20 protein-coding genes are annotated in these 20,733 nt (G+C 51.1%); 15 read left to right on the forward strand and 5 right to left on the reverse strand.

The features are described 5' to 3' along the window. Positions 1 to 3 precede the first annotated feature (3 nt). The 7 genes from rpe (at position 4) to ACG2E4_RS12530 (ending at position 8,492) form a co-directional block, all read left to right on the forward strand. The gene (rpe, locus tag ACG2E4_RS12500; protein ID WP_395258059.1) at positions 4 to 690 is read left to right on the forward strand and encodes a ribulose-phosphate 3-epimerase; all 687 of its coding nucleotides are present in this window, start codon (positions 4 to 6) and stop codon (positions 688 to 690) included. A 243-nt stretch (positions 691 to 933) separates the two neighbouring features. Next, positions 934 to 1,926: a PhoH family protein gene (locus ACG2E4_RS12505; RefSeq protein WP_395258173.1), complete on the forward strand. Its 993-nt coding sequence runs from the start codon at positions 934 to 936 to the stop codon at positions 1,924 to 1,926. A 75-nt stretch (positions 1,927 to 2,001) separates the two neighbouring features. Then, positions 2,002 to 2,826, forward strand: coding sequence for an MBL fold metallo-hydrolase (locus tag ACG2E4_RS12510; RefSeq protein WP_395276771.1), 825 nt, complete (start codon positions 2,002 to 2,004; stop codon positions 2,824 to 2,826). Then, entirely contained in the window at positions 2,813 to 3,604 is a 792-nt protein-coding gene (locus ACG2E4_RS12515) for a purine-nucleoside phosphorylase (protein WP_395276772.1), read from the forward strand. Before ACG2E4_RS12510 ends, ACG2E4_RS12515 begins: the two co-directional genes overlap by 14 nt. Positions 3,605 to 4,147: 543 nt before the next feature. Beyond that, on the forward strand, positions 4,148 to 5,680 hold the full coding sequence (locus ACG2E4_RS12520; protein ID WP_395258052.1) for a M16 family metallopeptidase: 1,533 nt from the start codon (positions 4,148 to 4,150) through the stop codon (positions 5,678 to 5,680). Then, on the forward strand, positions 5,670 to 7,811 hold the full coding sequence (locus tag ACG2E4_RS12525) for a M16 family metallopeptidase (RefSeq protein WP_395276773.1): 2,142 nt from the start codon (positions 5,670 to 5,672) through the stop codon (positions 7,809 to 7,811). Before ACG2E4_RS12520 ends, ACG2E4_RS12525 begins: the two co-directional genes overlap by 11 nt. Positions 7,812 to 7,949: 138 nt before the next feature. Then, entirely contained in the window at positions 7,950 to 8,492 is a 543-nt protein-coding gene (locus ACG2E4_RS12530) for a DinB family protein (protein WP_395258046.1), read from the forward strand. 86 nt (positions 8,493 to 8,578) lie between these two features. On the opposite strand, the gene ACG2E4_RS12535 is transcribed toward ACG2E4_RS12530, so the two are convergent. The 3 genes from ACG2E4_RS12535 to ACG2E4_RS12545 all read right to left on the reverse strand — a co-directional run bounded on the left by ACG2E4_RS12535 (position 8,579) and on the right by ACG2E4_RS12545 (position 10,689). Further along, positions 8,579 to 9,613, reverse strand: a complete 1,035-nt coding sequence (locus tag ACG2E4_RS12535; protein ID WP_395258044.1) for a glycosyltransferase family protein — start codon at positions 9,611 to 9,613, stop codon at positions 8,579 to 8,581. Continuing rightward, positions 9,610 to 10,425 (reverse strand): UDP-2,3-diacylglucosamine diphosphatase, encoded by an 816-nt coding sequence (locus ACG2E4_RS12540; protein WP_395258041.1) that lies wholly within the window; start codon positions 10,423 to 10,425, stop codon positions 9,610 to 9,612. Before ACG2E4_RS12540 ends, ACG2E4_RS12535 begins: the two co-directional genes overlap by 4 nt. A gap of 81 nt (positions 10,426 to 10,506) precedes the next feature. Beyond that, on the reverse strand, positions 10,507 to 10,689 hold the full coding sequence (locus ACG2E4_RS12545) for a hypothetical protein (protein WP_395258039.1): 183 nt from the start codon (positions 10,687 to 10,689) through the stop codon (positions 10,507 to 10,509). A gap of 211 nt (positions 10,690 to 10,900) precedes the next feature. Between ACG2E4_RS12545 and ACG2E4_RS12550 the strand changes: the two genes are divergently transcribed. Beyond that, complete coding sequence (locus ACG2E4_RS12550) at positions 10,901 to 11,353, forward strand: OsmC family protein (RefSeq protein WP_395276774.1); 453 nt, start codon at positions 10,901 to 10,903, stop codon at positions 11,351 to 11,353. Positions 11,354 to 11,417: 64 nt separating this feature from the next. On the opposite strand, the gene ACG2E4_RS12555 is transcribed toward ACG2E4_RS12550, so the two are convergent. After that, a complete protein-coding gene (locus ACG2E4_RS12555; protein ID WP_395258035.1) occupies positions 11,418 to 11,795 on the reverse strand; it encodes an ankyrin repeat domain-containing protein in 378 nt (125 codons plus the stop codon). A gap of 501 nt (positions 11,796 to 12,296) precedes the next feature. Between ACG2E4_RS12555 and ACG2E4_RS12560 the strand changes: the two genes are divergently transcribed. From ACG2E4_RS12560 to ACG2E4_RS12575, 4 genes are all read left to right on the forward strand, one after another. Beyond that, positions 12,297 to 13,496 (forward strand): N-acetylmuramoyl-L-alanine amidase, encoded by a 1,200-nt coding sequence (locus ACG2E4_RS12560; RefSeq protein WP_395258033.1) that lies wholly within the window; start codon positions 12,297 to 12,299, stop codon positions 13,494 to 13,496. Between the two features lie 8 nt (positions 13,497 to 13,504). Next, the gene (udk, locus tag ACG2E4_RS12565; RefSeq protein WP_395258031.1) at positions 13,505 to 14,122 is read left to right on the forward strand and encodes a uridine kinase; all 618 of its coding nucleotides are present in this window, start codon (positions 13,505 to 13,507) and stop codon (positions 14,120 to 14,122) included. Between the two features lie 111 nt (positions 14,123 to 14,233). Then, entirely contained in the window at positions 14,234 to 14,953 is a 720-nt protein-coding gene (locus ACG2E4_RS12570; protein ID WP_395258028.1) for an SDR family oxidoreductase, read from the forward strand. After that, positions 14,946 to 15,326 carry a DUF4296 domain-containing protein gene (locus ACG2E4_RS12575; RefSeq protein ID WP_395258026.1) on the forward strand — a complete coding sequence of 127 codons (381 nt, stop codon included), beginning with the start codon at positions 14,946 to 14,948 and terminating at the stop codon, positions 15,324 to 15,326. The genes ACG2E4_RS12570 and ACG2E4_RS12575 overlap by 8 nt, the downstream gene beginning before the upstream one ends. A 31-nt stretch (positions 15,327 to 15,357) precedes the next feature. Here the strand turns inward: ACG2E4_RS12575 and ACG2E4_RS12580 are convergent, their stop codons facing one another. Then, entirely contained in the window at positions 15,358 to 17,286 is a 1,929-nt protein-coding gene (locus ACG2E4_RS12580; protein ID WP_395276775.1) for a RecQ family ATP-dependent DNA helicase, read from the reverse strand. 503 nt (positions 17,287 to 17,789) lie between these two features. On the opposite strand from ACG2E4_RS12580, the gene ACG2E4_RS12585 reads away from it, so the two are divergent. Genes ACG2E4_RS12585 through argC form a run of 3 tightly spaced genes read left to right on the forward strand, consistent with a single transcriptional unit; the run spans position 17,790 to position 20,628 of the window. After that, positions 17,790 to 18,458, forward strand: a complete 669-nt coding sequence (locus ACG2E4_RS12585; RefSeq protein WP_395258020.1) for a GNAT family N-acetyltransferase — start codon at positions 17,790 to 17,792, stop codon at positions 18,456 to 18,458. After that, entirely contained in the window at positions 18,455 to 19,654 is a 1,200-nt protein-coding gene (argG, locus tag ACG2E4_RS12590) for an argininosuccinate synthase (protein ID WP_395276776.1), read from the forward strand. The genes ACG2E4_RS12585 and argG overlap by 4 nt, the downstream gene beginning before the upstream one ends. Further along, positions 19,651 to 20,628, forward strand: coding sequence for an N-acetyl-gamma-glutamyl-phosphate reductase (argC, locus tag ACG2E4_RS12595; RefSeq protein ID WP_395258017.1), 978 nt, complete (start codon positions 19,651 to 19,653; stop codon positions 20,626 to 20,628). Before argG ends, argC begins: the two co-directional genes overlap by 4 nt. The last annotated feature ends 105 nt before the right edge of the window (positions 20,629 to 20,733 follow it).

Here is a 20,733-nt window from a genome sequence, read left to right on the forward strand (position 1 = left end):
CAAATGGATTTTACACTCCCGGTACTGGCACCTTCAATACTGGCCTCTGACTACGCCAATCTGGCCGAACAGATTAACAAGTGCGAGCAGGGGGGGGCGCAATGGATCCACTGCGACAGCATGGACGGCCATTTTGTACCCAATATCACATTCGGGCCCGGAATTATTGAGGCGGTCGGCCGGGTTACCGACCTGTTCCTGGATGTACACCTGATGATTGAGCAGCCCGACCGCTACCTCGAAGATTTTATTGATGCGGGAGCCGATCAAATTACGGTTCACTTTGAAACCTGTACGCACCTGCACCGGACCCTGCAGGTGATCAGGCAGCACGGGGCGCTGGCGGGAGTGGCGGTAAATCCGGCCACCTCTCTCCGAAACATAGAACCCGTACTTGATCTGGTGGACCTGGTATTGATTATGAGCGTCAATCCCGGTTTTGGCGGACAGGATTTTATTCCCAATACCTATGACCGACTGAAAAAAATGGCTGCCTGGCGCAGAGAGGGCAACTTCAACTACCTGATATCAGTAGACGGTGGGGTAAACTCTGAAAATATTGAGAAGGTGACCCGCGCCGGGGCCGACGTACTGGTGGCCGGCAGCGCCGTTTTCAAGGCGAAAAATATCCCCAAACGCATTCAAGTGCTTCAAAAAAAGGCTGTCGCGGGAAGCCAGGAGTGGGTATAGGAACCGGTGACATGCCAGCTGCATGACATGCAGAACATTCGGATCGGCGATCTTCATCACTCACAATTTTTTTAATACATTTCACATAAATCCTTATCTTTATTTTTGAAATTGGTTTTGGAAACCATGGCGTTTGCCCAAATTCAATTCCCTGAACAAAAAGGGTAGCCTGCGGTTTCCCAAAGCCCGTGAATTAAGTGTAATTAAATGTGTTGAGGAACGCCTATCGCGACAGAACAGAACATCGGTGAAGAGACCATTCATATAGAAGATGTAGAACCTGTCCTTGTCCTTGGTTTTGAGGATGAGCATCTCACCAAACTTGAAAAGGCATTCCCGGATACCACCATTACCGTGCGAGGCCGCAGCATCAAACTGAAGGGGCCGGAAAAAGATCTTGATGAGCTGGCAGAAGTGCTTGAAGAGCTTATCGACATGGTCGACCGAAATGGTGACCTGACCACCGGTGATGTCGACACCGTTCTTGCCCTTAAAACGGGTGGCGACTCGACAACCACCACAACCAACCCGTTGCGCGGGCCGTCCGGTACCTCGGAAGATTTTATCCTGAACTCTCAGTCCGGCCAGACCATTACGGCCAAAACGCCCGGACAGAAAGAGATCGTAGAAGCTTCTGAGCAGAATGATATCGTTTTTGCCATCGGTCCCGCCGGAACGGGCAAAACCTATACTTCGGTGGCACTGGCGGTCCGGGCGCTCAAGTCCCGGCAGGTTAAAAAAATCATTTTGGCCCGCCCGGCGGTGGAAGCCGGCGAAACACTCGGATTCCTGCCCGGCGATCTCCGCGAAAAGATCGACCCCTACCTGCGCCCGCTCTACGATGCGCTCGAGGAGATGATCGAGTATGACCGGCTGGAACTGCACCTGGCCAAAAATGTGATCGAAATTGCTCCGCTGGCGTACATGCGCGGTCGTACCCTCAACAACGCTTTCGTTATCCTGGATGAAGCCCAGAACGCCACCAACATGCAGATGAAGATGTTCCTGACCCGCATCGGGTTTAACAGCAAGGCGATCATCACCGGCGATATTACACAAACCGACCTTCCCCAAAAAAGACACTCCGGGCTGATCTCAATCCAGGATATCCTCAAAGATATCGACGGCATCCGCTTTGTCTATCTCAATCAAGACGATGTAGTTCGGCACCGGCTGGTTCGCGAAATTATTGACGCCTACGACCGGCATGAATCAAAGAACGACCGTGGCAAGTAGCCTCGGCTTCACACTTTTTTGAATGTTGAAATGTCAGGCCGGAGCAAAAACTAATATTCAGCACTGGATCTTTTAATGGCAGAACAACCCGGAACAAAAACCAGCGCAACAGTCCACCCGCTTTACGAAGGTACCTTCAGCGTGGGCACCGACAAAAAATTTAATAGAATTGATCGTGACGATCCCCCGGCGAAGGGAGCCCTTAAAATATCCCTGAACCCCTTTTTGATCAAAACCGAAACCAGGAACTACCTGTTTGATGTGGGTATCGGCGATTTTGGAGCAGATACCAGCACTGAAACCATCAAGGAAAATCTCTCAACCCACGGGGTCGCCGACTATGAAATCACCGACATCATCTGCAGCCACCTGCATTACGATCACATCGGCGGACTCGCGGGACGCAGCTCAGGATTCTGGGAACTGACATTTCCCGATGCCCGGCTCTGGGTTTCGGACCGGGCCTGGCAGCAGACCACTCAAAAAGACACCTACTACGACGATGAGAAGACCCAGTTCCTGCACTTTGTCGATACCCGGGCCGATCTTCATTTTTTGGATGAGCAGGCGGCCCCCTACCCGGAAATTACGGTGGAGGAAGTAGGCGGCCATACCGAGCACTCCCAAATAATCTGGTTTGATGATGGAGAATCCCGGTACATGATGGCCGGTGACGTACTGGCCGTGCGCGGCGAGGTTAACCGGAAGTTTGCCGCCAAATACGACTTCGAACCGGAACGCAGCATGGAAATACGAAAACGAATATTGGAAAAGGCATATGAGGAAGATTATATCATCATGGGTTATCACGACAGTCACCATCCCCTCTTCCGCCTGAGTGACTACAGTGAAAAAAAAGGCTACACGATCGAAAACATCGCCGCCGATGCCGATTCCTGATTATATCAGCGAAATTACACGATACCTGTACAGGAAAGGAGTTCCGGATGCTCCAACATCCGTTATCATACTGGGTTCGGGTCTGGGTGACTTTACCGGTCAGATCGACATTACGGGCGCGATCCCCTATGCTGATATTCCCCGCTTTCCCACAACTTCTGTCGAGGGACATAGGGGAAATCTGATCTGCGGGAAGGTTGGCAGCAGCAACGTTATCGCTTTTTCGGGGCGGTTCCACCATTACGAGGGCTTCTCTTTTGAACAGACCGCCCTGCCGGTATACCTCGCCCGGGCTCTCGACGCGGAAAAGCTGATTATCTCCAACGCTGCGGGCGCCATCAACACCACTTTTTCGGTGGGCGACCTGATGGTGATTGAGGATATAATACGCCAGAACCATGCTGTCTCTCCAACGGGGCACGCAAAGTTTCGCTATTCACATCGCCCGTGGGTGGACCGTGTTCGTAAGCTGGCGGCGGAACGGGACATCGTTACCCGGCAGGGAACGTACCTCTATGCCAAGGGCCCCAACTATGAAACCAAGGCTGAAATTCGCGCTTTTCGCACTATGGGAGCCGATGCGGTGGGAATGAGTACCGTCCCGGAACTGACGGAAGCAGCCCGGCTCGGCATCAAAACCGTCGCAATTTCACTGATCAGTAACATGGCGACGGGAGTCAACCACGGCAAGTTGAGCCACGAGGAGGTCGCCGAGGCTGCCGGCCTCCGAACCACGGATTTCAGCGTGCTGATAAAAGCACTTATCAAAATGTTATAAATTCTTCAGCTTCACCTTTGAATACTTTTTGACATGAAAATAGAAGCCTTTTTTAATAATTCAGAGGGACCTTTGCAGAACCTGCTATTTTGCCAGGCGGAAACGAGGGGTTTGTAAAGCCCTCTAGGAAGCTATTGTTACCGGCTACAATTTCCTGAATACGGTCAAATTACATTCTGTCATCTCTCCGGAATGATCTAACAGGTGCGAGCTCCATAAACCGGGAAACTCGCTGCAGGATACTGGTACTGCATCCAACCAATAGAGATTCACAATCACACCATAAATCAGTTCTGAACGGATCTGTAACAAGATCACCTCGTTTTTTTGACCGATCTCCCGGCAAATTGTAACACCTGAAGCAATTTTTCGTTAATTCACAACGAGTGTATGCGAGAACAATCGCCAGTTGACAGTTTGATTTCGATCATTATTTTATCATTTCAATGTTTAGAATTCATGAGGTACAATTTTTTTGCATATTTATTCAAGCAGCTCAACAATTCTCATCCAACTTCAAACATTAATCCAATCAGGAGACGCATGAAGTCTAACAACCTGCTCCTCACTATCTGCCTTGCGTTGCTGCTCTTTTCTACGGGGTTCAATGCCGGGGCGCAATCTCTTGAAGATTTCGAAGAAAAAGTAACCGAGTTCACCCTTGACAACGGCCTTACATTCCTCGTCGTCGAGCGACCGATCGCGCCGGTAGTCAGCTTTGTGACCTACGTTGATGTCGGCGGGGCCAACGAACCGGTGGGACATACCGGCATCGCCCATATTTTTGAGCACATGGCGTTCAAGGGTACCCATTACATCGGCACCACTGACTGGGAAAAGGAGAAAAAAGTCCTGGAAAAGCTGGACCAAACCTACCGGCAGTGGCTCAGTGAGAAGTACAGCGCCACTCCGGACTCTGCCCGGCTCTCCACCCTCTGGGAGCAGTTTCAGCAGCAGCAGGAGGAGGCAAAGCAGTACGTGGTCAACAACGAGTTTTCACAGATTATCGAACGCAACGGGGGGACCGGCCTCAATGCCGGGACCGGCGCCGACCAAACGGTCTATTTTTACAGCCTCCCGGAAAACCGGACCGAACTGTGGTTCAGCCTGGAATCGGACCGTTTTAAGAACCCGGTATTCCGCGAGTTTTATGTTGAAAAAGAGGTCGTCCGCGAAGAGCGCCGCATGCGCACCGAGTCGAGCCCGGTCGGACGTTTGGTGGAAGAATTTCTGGCGGTGGCCTACACAGCCCATCCCTACGGGCGCCCGGTGGTCGGCTGGGATTCCGACATCACTGCCACCACAATGGAGGATGCCCGCCAGTTCTACGACACGTACTACGTCCCCAACAACATCACGATCGCCCTCGCGGGGGATGTGAATCCCGATGAAATAAAAGAGCTGGCCGAAACCTATTTTGGTGACCTACCGGAAGGTCCGGAACCCCCGCCCGTTTATACCGAGGAGCCGGAACAGCGGGGGGAGCGCCGGTTTGAGATGATCGAGCAGAACCAGCCGATCTTCCTGATGGGCTATCACACCGTGGCGCAGGATCACCCCGACTTTGAAGCGCTTCAGCTTTTAGGCAGCGTTATTTCCGAGGGTCGTACCTCCCGTCTTTACCAGCGCATGGTAGAGGATGAGCAGACCGCCCTGCAGGTTTCGGCGTTCAACGGGTTTCCCGGCACCAAGTTTGAGACGATGTTCATGACACTGGCGGTTCCCAACCAGGGCGTCAGCCTGGATACGGTGGAGACGACCATCTACGAGGAGATCGAAAAAATCAAGAACGGTGACATCACCCGGGCTGAACTGGAACGGGCCAAGACCAACGCCCGTGCCAACCTGATCCGCAGCCTTGACTCCAACACCGGGCTGGCCCGCGCCTTCGCCGCTGCCGAAGCTCAAAAAGGCGACTGGCGCAGTGTATTTACCGACCTCGACGACCTGCAGGCGGTCACGCTGGAGGACCTGCAACGCGTAGCGCAGACCTACTTTACCAAAGACAATCGCACCGTTGGTATCATCAGGAACGAAGAACAGTCACAGTCAGAGGAGGTCGCCGATGCAAACTGATAAGAAGAGTAACGTGAATCTCATGAACCAGTCAAGAGAACGAATGATGAAACGGTTTACCAGTCTTGTAGTTCTGATCTTGTGCGCAGGACTTGCAACTGTGCATGCCCAAAAACGGTACGACGAGCTCAACTTCCCCGAACTAAATGAGTTCCAGCGCCCGGAAGTAGAGACCTTTACGCTGGAAAACGGCATCAAGGTTTTCCTGGTGGAAGATGACGAGCTCCCGCTCATCGATCTCTCCGTCAACATTCGCACCGGCGGCGTGCTGGTACCCAACGAAAAAGCCGGCCTCGCATCCATCACCGGCTCGGTGATCCGCTCGGGTGGCTCCGAGAACTATCCCGCTGATACGCTCAATAAAATCCTGGAAAATCGGGCCGCAAGCATGGAGACCGGTATCGGTTTTACCTCCGGCGGAGCCAGCATGAATGTACTGAAGGAGGATTTTAGCGAACTCCTTCCAATCTTTGTGGATCTCCTGCAGAATCCGGCCCTGCCACAGGAGAAAATTGAGCTTGAAAAGAAGCAGGTCAAAAGCAGTATTTCACGACGCAATGACAACCAGCAGCAGATCGGATCCCGTGAGTTCGAACGGCTGATCTACGGGGAGGACTCGGTATACGGGCGGCTCACGGAATACGAGACGGTGGATAACATCACGCGGGAGGACCTGGTCAATTTCCACGGCGATCACTTTGTTGGAGCCAATATGATGGTCGGTGTTGTCGGGGACTTTGACGCGGATCAGATAAAAAAGCAGTTGAGCAACGCATTCAGCAGTATTGAGGCGGGGCAAAAAACGGCACTCGACTTCCCGGAAATTGACTACGAGTTCAACCGCACGATCAACCTGGTTGACAAGCCGGATGTAAACCAGAGCTATGTGCTGATGGGACATATCGGCGGGCTGCGCAGCAATCCGGATTACCCGAAAGTGCAGGTGATGAATGAAGTGCTGAGCGGCGGCTTTTCGGGACGGCTGTTCCAGGTGGTGCGTACCGACCTTGGGCTGGCCTACGCAGTATTTGGCTCCTATGAGATGAACACCTTCTATCCCGGGCAGTTTTACACCGGGGTGATGACCAAGAGTTCGACTACGGCCGAAGCGATCGACGCGATCATTGAGCAGATCAAGCGCCTGCAGGAGGAACCGATTCAGCCGGAGGAACTCCGTGATGTCAAGGACCAGTTCCTTAATTCAATGGTGTTCCGGTACGACAGCTATGAAGAGGTGTTGAGCCGCCGCCTATCCAACGAGTACCGAGAACTGCCGCCCGACGCTTTTGAAGAGTTTATCGAAGGGGTCCGCAACACCACCATAGAAGACGTTCAAAAGATGGCACAAAAGTACCTGAAGCCAGACAGCATGCAGATCCTGGTGGTGGGCAACAAGCAGGAGATCGGAGACCAGCTTGAAAAATATGGAACCGTCAACGAAATCGATATCAGTATCCCACAACCGGGGCAGGATGGCGCCGGTGAGGAGGTTGCCGGTGATGCCCAGAAAGGCCGCGCCCTGCTGGATAAAATGTCAGATGCGATCATTGCGCCAGACCAGCAGCTCGACAGCGTTACCGTGGAGGCGGAAGTCACACAGTTTGGCTCCAATGTTCCCGGTGGCAGCATGACCGTGCAGGTTACGCAAACCGTGGACTATCCCGATGCGATTACCCAGACGGTGGAGACCCCCAACGGTACCATCACGCTGAACTATGAAGGCGGTAAAGGCACGATGTCCATGATGGGCCAGGAACGTCCCCTGCCACCGCAGCAGGCACAATCGCTCAGGGAGAGCCTGAACCGAAAATACCTGGCCGTGGCACTCAACAGTGACGAACTGAATCCCCGGTTTATCGGTATGGAAGAGGTCGAAGGCACGCAGTACGCAAAGCTCAGCATCAAAATAAATGATAAAAACATCACCTATCTGGTTGATCCCGAATCCGGTTATCCCGGGATCATGCGGTACCAGCAGTTCAATCCACAGGAGGGCAGCCAGGTGCATGTGGAGGAACGCTATTCCAACTGGCAGACCGTAAATGGCATATCATATGCCTACTCTGAAACTACATTCAGTGACGGTGAAAAAGCGGCTGAATCCGTTATAAAATCTCATGAAGTACATTAAATCCGAACGTGGTTATCGCGTTAAAAACGACCCAGCTTTATTAAAAAAAAAGTTCATTCGCCCAAAGTCTCTCTTCTCCAGAGGGACTTTGGGTATGGCTTTTCAACACTCCTTAAAATAAATTTCAATACTGGATCCATGAAATCTATCTGGAATCCCCGTCCCGCTACTGAAGAATACGGTTCATTCTACCAAAAATATATCGATAAGCTGCCCCCGGGCAATGTCATCGATATATTGGTCAAACAGCGGGATGAGGTTTGTACACTCATCGATTCGCTGGACGAAAAAAAAGCGCTATCCCGCTATAAAGAAGGGAAATGGACGGTCAAAGAGGTGATCGGGCACCTGATCGACAACGAACGCGTTTTTTCCGTACGGGCCCTGGCGATCTCCCGCAACGACCCGGGAGAATTACCGGGGTACGACCAAGAGGCATATGTGAGAGAATCCAATTTGAATCAACGGAGCCTGCAAAATCTACAGGGAGAATATGAAGGGCTTCGCACCTCCAACATTCAGATGTTTTCCGGGTTCAGCGAACAGATGCTCAATCGAACGGGTATTGCTAACAACTACTCGCTGTCGGTCCGTGCTATCCCGTTCATTATTGCCGGGCACGAGCGGCACCACCTGGAGCTGCTGGAAAAGCGGTATGAAATTGAGCTACCCGGTGGATAGGGAATGAAACAGCTCAGCCCGAATTCGTCCCCAAACGCAACTGATGTTCACAATTCCTGATTCCTCGATGAGGCTGTATCTGCGATTTATTCCCTCACCAACTGCTCCTCTTTAACGAAAGAGGGAGACCTGTTTTCCGCGTTACCCAGGGAGAGTATTCCCATAACCACCTGCTCGATATTCGCCACCTCATTCAGGGTGATAATCCGCCCGCATTCCAGCCACTCTTCCAGATGATCTTCCTCCCCAAAGAGCGACTCCAGGACCGTCACCCCGAGCTCTTCCATAGCCGCGGCGTTGCACTGCTGTTCATACTGGTTCCGGATCGGTATCGTAAGCAGTTTTTTCCCCATAAACATCGCCTCTGCGCACATCTCAAAGCCGGAGCTGCTGATGACCCCGCCACAGCTTTCAACACTTTCGAGAAACTCGTTGTTGCCAACCGGGTGTACCAGCACATTCCTCCTCCGGTAAAACTGCTCGCAATCAGGTGAAAAAACATGCCATTGATGGTGATCAAATTTTTGAAATATTGAGATCAGGAGATCCGGGTCGTAAGCCGGAAGATAAACCGTAATATGATTCTGGTGTTCGGGCGACAGCTCAAGAATATCAGACCGGATGATCGGCGGCTCCACAAACCGATCGTACGGCCTGAAATGGAACCCGATGGCGTGATCGGCCGGGGCAAAATGCTTGAGGATCGCCTCGGCCGCCGGCGACCGCTTTTGGGGGCGCGGCGTCTCTTCCGAAAGAAACGCGGCCTGGTGACTAAGCGCTACACTTGGCACATTTTCCTTTCGTGCGGCCCACGCTGTCACCGGCTCATAATCACTGATCACCAGGTCATATTCCAGGACCGGGATGGAATGGATATCGGCAAGGAAGCGGACGGGGCGAAGCGCGCGCAGCGTCTCGAGTATCGATACGCCCCCGGTGTTGTCGTAGTTCATGCTAATGCCATACTTTCGATAACGAACCGGGCGCTCCAGGTTCAGCTGGCAGTTGTGGCCGCTGATCAGCACATCCACCTCTGCGTGCCTCCCAAGTTCCGGCAGCAATTCCCGGGCCCGGCTCAGATGTCCGTGACCGGTGCCCTGTATTCCGTATAATATCTTCATCCTATAACAGCCACTTCGTTCACAGATTTACGGACAGGAATTTCAACCGTGGTTTCTTTATTGATGAACTGATCCTCGTTGTATTTGTACATCGACCACTCCTGTCCGTCAAACTCAAGGGCGGTAAGGTTTTCGACCCAGTCGCCCGAGTTCATATAGATCACGGATCCCTCCTCACTCGTAAATCCCCTGATCTTCGGCTGGTGAATATGACCGCATATCACGTAATCATACCTGTTCTGGATGGCCAGCTCTATCGCGGATATCTCAAAATCATCAATAAATTTGACCGCTTTTTTTACGCTGTCCTTTATTTTTTTGGAGAGCGAGATTTTCCCGTATCCCAGCTTTTCACCGACATAGTTCACTAGACGGTTCAGCAGGATCAACAGGTCGTACCCCTGACCGCCAATTTTGGCTATCCACTTGGTGTGTTTCATGGTAATGTCGAATATATCCCCGTGAAAAATCCAGACTTTTTCCCCGTTCAGCTCCAGTACCAGTTTGTCCCTGACGAAGAGCGGACCAATCTGCAGGCGCGATATCTTGCGGATTACTTCATCATGATTTCCCGTCAGGTAGTAAATATCGGTACCGTTGGCCAGCATGCTCAGGAAACACCGGACCACCTGCATGTGGGAGTCTGGCCAGTAATACTTTTTAAAATTCCAGATATCGAAGATGTCTCCGTTCAGCACCACGATACGCGGTTCTATGGAATTGAGATACTGGGCCAGCTCCACTGCATGGCAGCCCACCGTCCCCAGGTGGAGATCCGAGAGGACGACAACATCAACAGGGCGTTTATTCATGGGTTTGTCAATCATTTATCCCAAATTAAAGAAACCTGTGTTACCTGTTGATATCCAGAATATTAAATTAGTGTGATTGTTCTAACCCGGGTTTACCTCACCAAGAGATTTGTTTTTCAGCAAGGAGAAGGGCAAATGGCTGCGCAGGTGTACATCGGTACGTTGAACAGGTGATTTGTGCTTCAACGCAGCTGGAAAAGGCCAATTTCCAGCCTTTTCCAGACAATAATGATAATTTAAATGATATAAGTTATTGTCACTCATAAAGTGACGTAATTTTATCCGAAATACTTGTGAGAAATTCGGGCTAATATGGTGTGGTAAAAAAATGGAGAAGGGAACGCGGAATCTCGCAGGAACAAACATACAGGGCCGTGTACTCCTTTTTTAACCCCAAAGTTGAAAAAAGTTTGGGCTTCGGGAAACGGCCTATTTTCTTACCTTGACGGCACAAGTTTAACAAAAAAGAGATCCAATGGCTGACGATTCGAAGCAAAAAATTGTACACGGCTTTCTGCCACAAGATGAGACCTATTCCGTAACCCTCAATGCCGGGAAACACCAGCTCAAGGGCGATGAACCCGAGTCCGTAAAGGGCGGGAAAGATACCGGCCCCGACCCCTATGACTACCTGCTGATGGCCCTGGGATCATGCACGCTCATGACAGTGAAGATGTATGCCAACCACAAGGAGTGGCCGGTAGAGGACCTGTACGTTGAACTCCGGCACAACAAGCGGCACGACGAGGACTGCGAAAACTGCGATGATCCCAAAAGCAAGATCGATTTTATAGAAAAAGAGCTCATAGTAGAGGGTGACCTCTCGGAAGAGCAGATCGAGCGCCTCCTGGAGATTTCAAATCGATGCCCGGTCAACCGGACCCTTTTGGGAGAGATCAAGATCGAAGGGTCCATAACACATAAATAGCGCCAATCCCCATGAAAAAGCCTGCCCGAACATCGCGCAGGCCCTGCATAAAAAATGCCGGGTGTCAAGCCCCGGCTTCTTCCAGCAAATTCACGATACTGTCGTGATGGTAATAGTTGGCTTGGTCTTTGGCAGACCAGCCCCGGTCGTCGACAATATCGACCTCGCATTTGTGGTCAATTAACATTTTAACTATATGGTTGTGCCCCTTGCTTGCGGCCCAGTAGAGGGCGCTGGTTCCACGATTATCGCGGATGTTCACATCGGCTCCCTTGTTTAACAACAGCTGTACAATATCCGCATGGCCGTGCTTGGCCGCCTTCATCAACGCCGTGCGTTTATGTTCGTCACTGGTGTTTACGTCGATACCGCCCTGAATGGCTGACTGTATTGCATCAATATCACCGTTCTCCGAAGCGTCCAGAAAGGTTTTCTTGTCCATACTCTATACCTCCGTATTACTAAATTTAAGGTGGGAATACATTTGTATTGTACGTCATTGGCGGTATATAATCAACTGAATTTGTATTTCTGTGACAGCTCTTTCCGCTGTAACAAGCGACTGGCAAACCGTGTATGTGCCCTCCCGGTACAATCCCCGAGTATCCCCAGGTATGAGAGACAACCTGGGATTTCAAATTTCGTTCAGTCTTTGTCCTTCGATCAGCATCCTTTTTAAAACGTCCCCGAGAAGGAAAACAGATATATTTTTTTACTTTGGATAAGCTTATTATCTTGTATTCGGTCATATACTATTACCTTTTGCGAAATTTGATATATTAGATGCAAATATATGCTTTAATAAATACCATCATCTAAAAGCAATATATTTCAGCATTCAGTGAGAACCGTGCAGCACATAATTTCGACTTTATTCTGTCCCGCCTCTTTTTTTAAAAGAGCTTGTACTCCTTTTCTCCTCTTTTTCCTGTTGCTTGGCGGGATGGCTCATGGCCAAGCCGATGTCGACAATATTTTGAACCGGGTTTCGACCGCTGAACGGAGCGATGGAGAGGGATATGTGGTCCGCTTTCATCTCGAACAGCAAGTCGACTCGTTCAAGGTTATGCAGTCCCGGACCGACCTCATCCAGATGACCCTGTATGGCGAGCAGATCAACAGCTCCGAAATCGAATACGATACAACCACCGTCGTCTATGATGAGATCGGTTTCTACAATCATCCTTTGGGCGTGGGAGTCGACCTCTATATCCCCGAGGATCAATATTTTATTGCCAATGCGTACCACGATCGCCACAGCAGCGACCTGTTGCTGGGGCTTACCTTTTCCAGTGAAGAGCGTGTTTCAACAATAGCTGAAAATATCGACCCGATCATATGGTCCAGTTTAACGATTTCAAGGGACAGCCTGCTGGCAGGTCCCTCAGGCGGCTTTTCAAGCGATAATGACTACCAGCTGATGAAAGATAAGATCCGGTTTGATGTCGTGGTCATTGATCCCGGTCACGGCGGACACGATCCGGGGGCCATCGGCTACAAGGGGACCCGCGAAAAGGATGTGGTTCTGGATATATCCAAAAAGCTGGGAGGCTACATCAATGAGTACCTGCCGGATGTAAAAGTGGTCTACACCCGTGAGGACGACAGCTTCGTGGGCCTCGAAGAGCGGGGAGAAATTGCCAACAAGGCGGAAGGCGACCTATTTATATCTATCCACTGCAACGTATTCAGCAACCGAAATACCCGCGGTACAGAGGTCTATTTCCTGGGACTTCACCGGAGTCAGGCAGCTTTTGAAGTGATGAAAAAGGAAAACAGCGTCATCCGGTTTGAAGAGGGTCCCGACAGAAGCGAAGAGCTCACCGAGGAAGACCTGCTTATTTATGAATTGGCCAACTCTGCCTATATGGCTACCAGTGAAAAACTGGCCGGGATGCTGGAACACCAGTTCGACCATCGTGCCAAACGCCATTCCCGCGGTGTAAAGCAGGCCGGGTTTATTGTCCTCTTCCACGCCTCAATGCCGGCTCTTCTCGTGGAAACGGGCTTTATCAGCAATCCGAGTGAACAGCGCTATCTGACGAGCGACTATGGCCAAAGCATTATCGCTTCTGCCATATTCAGGGCCATTCGAAATTACAAGCTCGAATATGAAAAAAGCCAGAATTTTAAGACAAACTGAGATTACTTTTGGATCCCCTCGTCATAGGCGTGGCCGGAGGTACCGGTGCTGGTAAAACGACCGTCATCCGGCGTATTGCCGACCAGATTAACCCTGGAAATATGGTGGTGTTGGAACACGACTCCTACTACCAGGATCTTGCTCACCTCTCTTTCGAAGAGCGTAAAAAGCAGAACTTTGACCATCCCTCCGCGCTCGAAACCGAGTTGCTGGTCCGCCATATAGAAGCACTGAAAAAAGGCTGCCAGGTGGAAGTACCGATCTATGATTTTTCCCGCCACGTCCGAAAAGAGGGAACCAGGGTGGTAACACCTAAACCGGTGATCCTGGTTGACGGCATCCTTATTCTAAGCGAAAAGCAGTTGCGGGAGCTGATGGAGATTAAAATATTTGTCGATACGGACGATGACATCCGGCTTTTGCGGCGTATTCGCAGAGATATCGTTGAACGAGACCGCAGCCTCGAAGGGGTGCTCAATCAATATGAAAAGCATGTGCGACCGATGCACCTGGAGTTCGTGGAACCCAGCAAGCGGTATGCCGATATCATCATTCCGCGAGGAGGAGAAAATGAGGTCGCCCTGGAGATGGTCCAGGCCCTGATCCACAAAAAACTATCTGGTTAGCCAGCATTATCCGCCAATGGGATATTAACGGTATAGCCCGGAACGGTTTTTTACGCTGCTTTGCTCTTACATATGTATCTTCAAAAACAGATAACCTAAAAAACCCAGATCATGAATCTACAAGGCAAAAAGGCGATTGTTACCGGAGCCAGCCGTGGAATTGGCGCGGCCTTTTCACACGCTCTCATCAACAAGGGAACCACCGTCTACGGACTGGCCCGCAGCGAGGATAAACTTCGGCGGATTCGAGAGGCCTTCGGGGATCGTTTCATCCCTGTCAAAATGGACGTCACCGATCATGGAGCGATAGAGGCGTGGATTGCGGAGGAATTTGCAGGTTCTGAAAGTCCGGACATACTAGTGAATAACGCCGGACTGGGCTATTTTGGCAATGTGGATGATCTGCCGCTGGAGGAGTGGAACCGAATGATCGCAACCAACCTGTCGGGAGTGTTCTACCTGACCCGGCAAGTGGTTCCATTAATGAAAAAGCACCCCGGGGTTTGTCATATAGTGAACATCGCGTCCATTGCCGGTAAAATCGGGAACCCGCAGATCTCCGGATATAATGCCAGCAAGTTTGGCGTCAGCGGTTTCAGCGAAGCCCTGTTCAAAGAGCTGCGGTACGACGGCATCAAAGTTACCTGCCTGTATCCAGGCTCTATCGCCACCAACTTTTTTGACAACGCCGACCAGGAAACCCATTCCAACATGATGCAGCCCGAAGACGTAGCCACCGTCTTGACGAACGTGCTTGAGACGCCCGATAATTTTCTTATCAGTGACGTTACGATGCGTCCACTCAATCCCAAACGACCGGAAAATGAATAGGTATCAGGCTGTAATTTGTTTCCTGCTGCTGTCTCTCCTTGCAGCAGGGGTGGGTTGTTCAGAGGAGCTGACCAATCCACCGCCGGAAAATTTGATCGGGGAGGACACCTATATCGATTTGATAATTGAACTGCAGTTGCTTGAATCCTACCGCACCTCGATGCCCAGGGATTCACTCAGGGTCAGTATCGACTCACTCAGGCAGGTTATATTCGACAAATATGACGTTACCGAGCAGCAATTTGTGTCCAGCCATCAATATTTTCATCGGCAGGTAAAACCGCAGGTAGATCGTATCTCGAGGGCGATCGACAGTCTCCGGCAACAAATGGTGCGGGATGGAATCATGGACAGCACCCGGCTCGGCCAGTAATGGATGGGAGACCTGCCTGCGGCCGGCTTCTCTAACTCCAGTAAAATTTATTTTCCCTTGTTATAACCCGGCCCTCCCTGATCAGGAACGACAGCAGTGTCTTCAGCTCTGACCTCTTTTTGCCGGTTATTTCAGCAATTTCCCCGATCGCCTTTCCTCCATCATCCTGTAAAACATTTTGGATTTCCTGCAGATGCCTGCGACGAAGGTGTGCCTCCGGCGTATTGATCACCTCCAAGCAGTTGTCGCAATGGCCGCAGGGCTGAATATTCTCTTCTCCAAAATAATTTCTCAGGTAAACCTCCCTGCAGCCATCCGTCTCGATATATCCCAGCATATACTCCAGCTTCTTCAACAGGCTGTTCCGGTGTCCCTCCAGTTCCTGCTTTTGGAACGGGAGCCTGGAGACGCGCTCTTCGATCAACCGAACGAGCGGCATCTCCCCGATCGCCTCAAACTGCAGGAGCTGGTCGTGATCCTGCAACACCTGCAAGCCCTTTATAACCCCGTTTCGGGAGGTATCCAGCTTTCGTTGCAGGTAATCGAGCTCCAGGTGCTTCTTCTCCGCAAACGCCTTGGCCCCGAACTGCCGGTAGATCGTGTCCAGAAACGCCGACTTTCGCTGGTTCTCCCACTCATCAATCAACTCCCTGATTCGATCCTGGCTGGCCACAAACTGAAGTACGACCTGGGGAACCACCTTCTCAATCAGCTGAATAACACCCAGCTGATTGAGCACTTTCAGGGAAGAGTGCACAATCTTTTTAGGCAGATGCGATCGCTTGGTCAATGCTTCAATCGAAACCTGTTCAGCCTGTTCCATCTCAGATCCCAGGGCCAGGTTCAGCTCATCACACAAAACATGATACACCTGCTCAAGCTGCTCTTGCTCAGGATAAGAATCCTTGAGCCGCCGCTCCGCTTTTACGGCATCTGAAGGATTAAAAAGCAGTATGGGGAAGCTCTCAGTTCCGTCGCGCCCCGCACGCCCCGCCTGTTGGTAATAGGCTTCCAGCGAATAGGGCATCTCATAATGAATGACATACCGGCAGTCTGCCTTGTCGATACCCATGCCGAACGCGTTGGTGGCGACAACCAGCGGCACCCTTCCCTCGAGCCAGTCCTCCTGGATCCGATTCCGCTCCTCATTTTCGAAACCTGCATGATAGGCCGCCGTTTGAATACCAAGCTTCCGGTTTATCAGGTTTGCCAGTCGTTCACAATTACGCCGCGTTCCACCATAAATTAGTCCTGCACCATTATCAGCAGCCCTGCTTACCGCTTTCAGCAGCTTCGCATCCTTCCTGTTGCTTTGAATCACCCACCATTTCAAATTTGGCCGGTCAAAACCTTTGGAGATAATATTCGGGCTTTCAAATCCGAGGTTTTTAACGATGTCGTCACGCACTTCCGGGGTGGCCGTAGCCGTAAGGGCCAGCCATGTTACCGAATCGGCAATCGGTTCCAGCGACGGGCGGATATCCCGGTAGCTCGGTCGAAAATCATGTCCCCATTGCGAGATGCAGTGCGCCTCGTCAATGGCCACCAGGGTGATGTTCAATTTTTCCATTTCGGCTTCAAACAGATCTGTTTTGAGGCGTTCCGGGGAACAGTAAAAAAGCTTGTACATCCCGTTCCGGGCGTTTACGAATCGCTGCTCAATTTCCCAAAAAGATAGCGTGCTGTTGACAAATGTTGCCGGAAGTCCCCGCTCGTTAAGCTGTTGCACCTGGTCCTGCATCAGGGCGACAAGCGGAGAGATAACAAGGGTCAACCCCTCTTGTATGGCTGCCGGCACCTGGTAACAGAGCGACTTCCCCCCGCCCGTGGGAAAAAGCACCAGGGTCTCCTTTCGGTTCAGCACCGAACGAATCGCCTCATCCTGGCCCGTGTGAAAGGATATATATCCCCAAATCTTCCGGAGACTCTGTTCTGCTTTCTCAAATAGTGATTCGCTCATAGAGTAACAAATATAAATATTAATAAGGGACCTTTGCAGAACCTGCTATTCTGTTGGAAGGGGGTTCCGTATCGACCTTTTAAACGGGAGTCCAACTCCCTCAAAACGAGAAATTGAGGGTTTTGCAAAGCCCTTAATAAGTTAAGTGTTGAAAGGATAAAAGTTGCATGTTTTCACTTCTGTATTCTCTTGTAATATTTAAAATGCAAAACACCTGAATAAATATTTGCATTATGCTGCAGGGAACCGTTATATTTCGATGCATGTTAAAATCAACGGGAAAATATTGTCAATTGCTAAACAGCAGCTCTGCTGTATACGCTCTTCCTGTACCACCACGATGCCTTCCTCTTCTTCCGCCGCGGCCCCTCCGGGCCTCATAAGATATCTCCATTCATCGGAGACAGGTTTACGGCCCTGCTCCGAATCAAACCGCCAAATCAACACCAATCACCAGACAGAATTCCTCTGAACGCTCTGTCTTACGTAAACTTACTACCAACATGGATATCAAAGTCACAATAGCCGACGATTCGCATCAAAAGTATGCCGAGGAGATATGTCAGCTTATGGAGGAGGCTGCTCATAAGCGGGGTACCGGGATTGCCAAACGGGAACCCGGTTATATACGGGCCAAGATGCGGGATGGAAAAGCGGTCATTGCCCTGGACAACGACAAATTCGTGGGATTTAGCTACGTCGAATCATGGAGTAACAAAGAATATGTTGCCAACTCCGGCCTTATCGTCCACCCCGACTATCGCGGCATGGGACTGGGGAAAAAGATCAAGCACAAAATTTTTGAACTTTCCCGCAAGAAATATCCCAAATCCAAAATATTCGGCATCACCACCAGTCTCGCGGTTATGAAGATCAACTCCGACCTAGGCTATGAGCCGGTTACCTTCTCGGAACTGACGCGTGACGACACCTTTTGGGACGGCTGCCAGAGCTGCCCGAACTACGATATTCTGAACAGCAACAATCGTAAAAACTGCCTCTGCACCGGCATGCTCTATGATCCCGAGGAGAAAAAGAAGAAAGAGAAGAAGCGCAAGCAGCAGGAGAAGGAAAAAAGGTGGGAACGCTTTAAACGCTTTCTCAAACTGAAGAAGAAACAGTTTATCCGTAAAACCGAATCGATTCTAAAATTCAAAATTGGATGGCAATGAGTAACAGCAAAAAAGTAGTGCTGGCCTACAGCGGGGGGCTCGACACCTCCTACTGCGTGGCCTACCTGAAGAATGAACTGAATCTCGAGGTTCATACCGTCCTGGTGGAAACCGGCGGATTTACCGAAGAAGAACTGAACGAGGTGGAAGAAAAGGCACTTTCGCTGGGGGCCGCCTCCCACAAAACCATCGACAAAGTAGACGATTTTTACCAGCAGATCATCCGGTACCTCGTATATGGAAACGTGCTGAAAAATCACACCTATCCCCTTTCGGTGAGCGCCGAGCGGGTTTCGCAGGCCATCGCCGTGGCAGAATACGCGAAGACGCTGAATGCTGATTACATCGCCCACGGAAGTACGGGCGCCGGCAACGACCAGATCCGGTTCGATCTCGTATTTAACGTGATAGTCCCCGACCTCGAAATCCTGACGCCAATCCGTGACCAACAGCTTTCGCGCGAGGAGGAAGTCGAATTCCTGAAAGGCTACGGCGTAGACCTGGACTGGGAAGAAGCGCAATACTCGGTCAATAAAGGACTGTGGGGCACCACGGTTGGAGGAGCGGAAACACTGACCTCGCACCTGCCGCTGCCGAACGACGCCTGGCCCAGCCAGCTGGAAAAAAACGGCTCAGAAATTGTGGAACTTGAATTTGACGAAGGTGAACTGGTCGGGGTTGGCGGGCGGAACATGGACCCCGTTGAAGCGATCCGCACGCTGGATGAGCTGGGCTCCGCCTACGCCATCGGCCGCGATGTTCACGTGGGCGATACGATTATCGGCATAAAAGGGCGTGTGGGATTCGAAGCCGCCGCACCGCTGATCATCATCAACGCCCACCGGCAGCTTGAGAAGCACACCCTCACCAAGTGGCAACTCTACTGGAAAGATCAGCTCGGCGAATGGTACGGGCAGATGCTCCACGAGGGACAGTTCCTGGATCCCGTAATGCGCAACATAGAGGCGTTTATGGAGGATACGCAGGAGGCGGTCTCCGGAACCGTGAAAGTGAGCCTTCATCCATACCGGTATGAAATCCTGGGAATCAGCTCCGACAACGATCTCATGCAATCCTCCTTCGGCGACTACGGCGAAATGAACAAGGCCTGGAGCGGAGAGGATGTGAAAGGATTTTCCAAAATTCTGTCCAATCAAATTAATCTTCACCGATCAGTCCACAACGACCAATCATGATTACCACAGGCATTGTAGGCGGGGGCGGATACACGGCGGGCGAACTGATTCGCCTGCTGCTCCACCACCCCGAAGTAGAACTCGATTTTGTATACAGCCGCAGCCAGGGCGGAAAACCGGTTGCTTCAATTCACCAGGATTTGGTGGGGGAAACCGACCTCATCTTTTCCGACGAAGTTAACACCGGTGTAGATGTTATCTTCCTCTGCATGGGACACGGCAACTCGCGACCCTTCCTGGAAGAGCACCCTCTACCTGACGATGTCAACATTGTGGACCTGAGTCGCGATTTCCGGCTCCGGGAGGATGCGAGCCACAACAACCGGGAATTTGTTTACGGTCTGCCGGAACTGAATCGCGAAGGAATCTGCAAAACAGATCAGATTGCCAATCCCGGCTGTTTTTCCACCGGCATTCAACTGGCGCTGCTCCCGATGGCCGCCAACAAAAAACTGCTGGAGGATATAAATATCCACGCCATTACGGGATCCACCGGGGCGGGACAACAGCCCCGTAGTACCACACACTTCAGCTGGCGCGAGGGCAACGTCTCCATCTACAAACCCTTCACCCACCAGCATCTTGACGAGATAAAGCAGAGTGTGGGACAACTGCAGGGCGTCTATAACAAGGATATCAATTTCATCCCGATGCGCGGAAATTTTACGCGCGGCATCTTCGTATCGGCCTACACCAAAACGGATTTGACGGAACCGCAGGCGGTGGAACTCTATGCCGAATACTACAAAGAGGCCACGTTTACCCATGTTAGCAGTGAGCCATTGCATCTAAAGCAAGTGGTTAACACCAACAAATGCCTGCTGCACGTTGAAAAGCACGGCGACAACCTGCTGGTTACGAGCATTGTAGACAACCTGCTGAAGGGCGCCTCCGGCCAGGCGGTCCACAATATGAATCTGATGCTGGGACTGCCGGAAGATACCGGGTTGAAACTTAAATCGAGTTACTTCTAGTGTCTTGTTGACAGAACACGGTTAACTCGGATCAGACGGATGAACACCGATAATACTTCTTGATATCCGTGTTTGTCAGCTGAATCCGTTTTATCTGCGTTCTCA

This window comes from Halalkalibaculum sp. DA384 (assembly GCF_043951955.1).
Taxonomy (GTDB): Bacteria; Bacteroidota; Rhodothermia; order Balneolales; family Balneolaceae; genus JAMQKA01.